General features: G+C 45.5%; 4 protein-coding genes. 1 reads left to right on the plus strand and 3 read right to left on the minus strand.

Annotation, left to right across the window (positions count from 1 at the left end; translation table 11 throughout):
- Positions 1-116: 116 nt before the first annotated feature.
- Positions 117-1,199 carry a hypothetical protein gene (locus EBR25_12375; protein ID NBW41780.1) on the plus strand — a complete coding sequence of 361 codons (1,083 nt, stop codon included), beginning with the start codon at positions 117-119 and terminating at the stop codon, positions 1,197-1,199.
- Positions 1,200-1,218: 19 nt separating this feature from the next.
- Here EBR25_12375 and EBR25_12380 read toward each other — a convergent pair whose 3' ends face one another.
- The 3 genes from EBR25_12380 to EBR25_12390 all read right to left on the minus strand — a co-directional run.
- A complete protein-coding gene (locus EBR25_12380; GenBank protein NBW41781.1) occupies positions 1,219-1,650 on the minus strand; it encodes a hypothetical protein in 432 nt (143 codons plus the stop codon).
- A 367-nt stretch (positions 1,651-2,017) separates the two neighbouring features.
- Positions 2,018-3,547: a hypothetical protein gene (locus EBR25_12385; protein ID NBW41782.1), complete on the minus strand. Its 1,530-nt coding sequence runs from the start codon at positions 3,545-3,547 to the stop codon at positions 2,018-2,020.
- 162 nt (positions 3,548-3,709) lie between these two features.
- A partial coding sequence (locus EBR25_12390) for a hypothetical protein (protein ID NBW41783.1) occupies positions 3,710-4,824 on the minus strand: 1,115 nt, incomplete at its 5' end.

Raw genomic sequence — 4,824 nt, forward strand, 5'->3', positions numbered from 1 at the left:
TACTCAGAAACTCTATGTTCGAAATGTATAAACAGCTTTATATTAGGGCGATGTAGGCATTTTTGAACGGTAATTCTCAACGAAACGGCAAGTAAAGCGAGCAGCAGAGGAGTCAATTGACGAGCGAAAAGATTTGTTTAAGAGCAGCGCATGTAGTTGTGTTGGTTGGGCTTTATCTTGGGATAGCGCTTTCTTGGCCGCTTTGGTTTTCTGTGCGGACTTATCCTCTTGTTCCAGCATTTCCCTCGTTTCACCAGCCGAGCGAGATGCTGAGTGACATCTTCTTTTTTACTTATCTTGGATTGCTGCTTCTTACGCTCGTTCCTGTAATGATTAAGCGAGCTGGGATAGGGGCATTTTGTATTGCAGTGATCTTTTGCCTCTGGGATCAAACGAGAGCACAGGAATGGTTCTTACTCTACAATGGAATGATACTCATTATTGCTTGTCAGCGCGTGCATAATCCCATGTATGGAGCTTCGTTATTACAACTCACGGTTTTTGCTACCTACTTTTGGTCAGGAATTCAAAAAGTTAATGTACACTTTCTCTACAAAACGTTTCCCTGGTTAATACAGCCGCTTGTTGGGGATCAGTCTTCACCGGTTGAATTTTTTTATCTCTTTGGCCTCATTGCGCCCATAATAGAGTTTGGCGGTGCTGTCTGCTTGTTAAGCCGTTCTCATAAGGTGCGAAAAGCAGGGGTTATTGCCCTGATTGGTATGCATTGTGGAATTCTTTTTCTGGTGGGACCGCTCGGCGCGAATTGGAATTCGGTTATTTGGCCCTGGAATATCGTTATGTCTTTGCTGCTTATTCTTCTTTTTTGGAACGAGAGTCATCGACCACTATTTGGGAGTAAAGCATACCTTTTCGTCATGGGAGGACTGTTTGTGATCCCATTTCTTACTTTGTTGAATCGCATTGATCAGGCCTTCGGTCTCTCGCTCTATTCTGGAATGAAGCCCCGTGCACTACTGATATCTTCCACTGAGCAAAATATAGATTTGGTCAAGTGGGCGATTGATGAGTGTAACGTTCCTCCATTTACCTCTGAGCGTTATTTTAAGCAGATAGGAAAACAGGGTTGTGACGAAGGTAAAGTGCAGATGCTTCTTATTCGTAAGCCAAAAAGCCGGTTCTCAAAAGAAATAATTGAGGGAACGTATACATGTGAAGATTTAGAAAAACAGAGTTGATTTTGAGCAAAATGAGGACTTAGAAATCCAACCCAAAGCCAACATAGAAGCAAGTAAGACTTCCCTCGCGCCAATCCTCATGACTCGCCGTAAAGACAAATATGCCAGGACGAATCTCGAAAACTGAATCATTGCTATTTCCTCCGAGTGGTGGTTCTCCGAGTAGTGAATCTACGACACAATCCAGCAGCACTGGCTTTGGCTCTGGCTCTGGCTCTGGCTCTGGCTCTGGTTGTGGCTGTGGCTCTGGCTGTGGCTGTGGCTGTGGCTCTGGTTGTGGCTTTGGCTGTGGCTGTGGAGTGGCTGAAGGTCTAGTGGGAGGCAGATCTGATGGGGGTCCGAACTCAGAGAGAGCATCGTGTGGGCAGAGTGTCACGAGAAGAAAGACCGAGAGAGATAGCAGCAAATACTGGGCAGAGAAGATACTCCTCAATGCATTGTGAATAATCATAAACCTTCCCCCAAAGTGATTTTGGGCTAAAAACAAACCTTTAGAGCTGTTATGGAGGATATGAGAGGGAGGTGACGTAAGAAATCTTCGTAGAGAAAGAGCGCTAGACAGGAAAAACGCTAAGTGCTGCCCATCGTTTTCTGAAGAAATGAGCTCATTTCGCAGAGGTACCTTTTCACAGTGCTACCTTTTTACAGTGCTACCTTTTAACAGGGTCACCCCTATATTTGCCCGATAACTTTACTTATAGGTCACTTTATTGGGGGTAGCCGCAAAATGAGAAGTTCTTCCCTCCAGCGGCGCTTCTGGTCCCAGAGAGCCCCTAGAAGCATTACTGGGAGGCGGCGGCGCCCCGCCTTTATAGTTCTCAGTTGTAGAACAATTTGAGTGCTCGCTTATAGAGGTAGTCACTTCGGCTCAATGTATCAATCGTATCTAAGAGCTTGGTATCGCCCTGACAATAGTTCTCGGCGTACTCCCGATAACGACTCAAAATCATATCAACAAATGTCTTGCCTTTCTCTGGTGCGTGCTCAGAGTAGCCTGGCTGTGATGGCGACCAAAGAGAAACGATTCTCTGCATAGCAGCAATCGATAGCATCGCCTCTCCGAGGTCTTTCTGAAAATATGGAGTATTCCCAAAGGTCATCGTATCAAGATCACAAATTGTGCCCGTGATGGTCACATTCCTGGGATGTAACGAGCCAGCTAGCTCTCGATCTGGATATGAAAATGACCACCCGTGGCTATGCGCGAGCGCTACCGTATCAACGATCCTTTCCATGAATGGAGTCAGTACCAACCGAGTGACATCAAATTGCGCAAGCCGTTTCCGAATCCGAGCAAGAGTGGCTCCATAGTTCTCGTCTTGAATCGGCTCAGCTGGTAAGAACGCTTCGAGCGGAATATTCCATGCATCTCCTAATAGTCGATATGCACCCCGCAGAACGCTGTCTCGAGAGAAGCCCTTAGACTCCATTGCTGTTCCATTTGCTAGTGCAAGATCATCTCGTAGCAGCGGGTCTCTCATCGAAAGGAAGCCATTATGATTGAAGAATAAAAGGCTAATGGCTTCTCTGCATCGCAAATTACTCCCGTCAATGATGTAAAGGTATTCGGCAGGCTTCAGTTGCTTTCTCTCGAGCAGATAATCTCCAAGCCCCTCGCCCTTTTTCAAGGAAAGTTGAAGAGCGAGTTCTTTGTCTGGCTTAAGGTAGTCATTGGAGTTTAGATAATCTTGGATCGGTATGAGAATTCCATTTTTGTCGGGAACATCAGTAATCTCACGGATTGAGTGAGGAAGAGGCACACCAGCATGGGTTCCATTCGCGCGGATAGAGAGGCCGTGAAGCATTGAAGCATTCTCGTACTGATCTTCAAGCCGTGCGAGCACTCCAAGCCCAGGAATCTGATCAATTAAGGCACGTTGAGACCCCTTCTCAATCCCCTCTTGAAAGAATAAATCGCCTCCTTTCACTACCAGTGATGGAGGGACTTTTCCAATTTTATGCTCTGATAAGGGAAAGGAAAAAGTTCTCAGGTCACCTAACGAACGTTCAGCAACTCCATGATATATCGGATGTTGTGCCTTGTCTGGTGTAAGTAAAACAACCTTATCGCCAAAAACAGGCGGTTCAAAATTGATGAATGGCTCATACGTATAGTGCGCGGCTACTGTGTGAGGATTGTCTGTACCAACAACATGGGGAGAAAACTCTGAACGCACGAGCTGACCGATTCCCATACGTGCACTTTGAAGAATCCTCCCTTCAGCGCACATTTTTTTAATCTCTGGAATTTCATGACGAAGTTTTTCGCTGATATCTCGCAGCAAATCTTCGGATGAAATATCTTGTGTAGTCTTGCTTGTTCTATCTTCTGAACCGGGTTCGACCATTGCCCCTGCACTCCCCTACAGTTTGTGTAGCCTCTATAATGCGTAGAGCACGAGCCCAACTCAAGTCAACAGAACGATGTTTTTATAGAGCCGTAACCTATTGTTAATAAATTACTTTTTGCCGTTCGAATATGCCGATACGGGAGAAGTAGGGTTCTGGGACTAAAAAAAGAAGGACATTCTCAGGTAGGCACTTTTCGAGGGACGGAGATATGCGGTCTCTCCCCGCTCAGTGACGACTCCCCTCCCCCCAAACTCGGTTCCCCTCCCACCCATGGGAAGATTCAATCCAAGGCTCAGATTTGCATCTTGTAATATGTCATATTGTAGTTGCACCTGATGAAAAGCAGATTCATCGCGTAGAGAGTAGATCTCGGAAAGAGAAAGGTGAATTAGGGGACGAAGCTCGACTCGTACGCCTGCAGAGAGAAAGTCTCGTCCCGTTACATATATCTCCCCTCTGATTAAACGATCACGCGTCTCATTTGAAATATCAGAGAGTAAACGGTGCTCAGATCCAAAACCGTTATGATAATATTCTATAAAGCCATATGTATTCATCCCGAAAAGAGTCCACGAGGTATCGTAGTTGAGAAGCAAGGTTTGTCGCCATTGAGCGCTTTCTGTTTGAGTAATAAGAATGTCAAAGCGAATTACTGATTCTGAAATAGAGGTTGATGAGCCTAAGCCATAATTCCATTCACCCCAGTGCCATGCACTCAAACCGTATAGCGTAAGTGAGCCTTCAGGCGCCTGCCATGTAAGTACCGCTCCGTAAGAGCCTGCATCAAAATGAAGCTCCTGGTTCTCTCTTCTCGGAACAATAATCCACTCTACTGACAACTCATCCGTTAGTAGGGATTCAATGTAAAGGAGATCTTGTCCAGTCTTATAGTCCCTATCGATCTCAACTGGGGAGAATGGAGCAAACAGATCGATGGCTTGGAATACGATCCCATTACCGATTGAAAGTGCTTGTCGCCCGAATCGAAATACTATCTTTTCAGAGGCATATTCAAAATACGCTCTATCAATCCTTGCCACAGACATAAGTTTCGAGGTGTTAATCACGTAGCTCGAGAGATTAAACAAGCGAGTGTCATCATTAATTATCGTTGTGGAAGCTGCTCCAGGAAGGATCGTGGTCGAAGGAGCCCCCTCTGAAATATTTTCGCCCGCAATAGTAATACTCTCACCCTGCATGATAAAGCGAAATTCCTGGAAACGAAGCTCTGTATTCAAGCGAATATCTAAAATTTCAGAACTTATAAGTTCTG

The sequence above is a fragment of the bacterium genome (genome assembly GCA_009926305.1).
GTDB lineage: Bacteria > Bdellovibrionota_C > UBA2361 > UBA2361 > RFPC01 > RFPC01.

Bases quoted from the DNA above. Each gene is read 5' to 3' on its own strand.
- EBR25_12380 (NBW41781.1), bottom strand. From the start codon at position 1,650: ATGATTATTCACAATGCATTGAGGAGTATCTTCTCTGCCCAGTATTTG.
- EBR25_12385 (NBW41782.1), bottom strand. From the start codon at position 3,547: ATGGTCGAACCCGGTTCAGAAGATAGAACAAGCAAGACTACACAAGAT.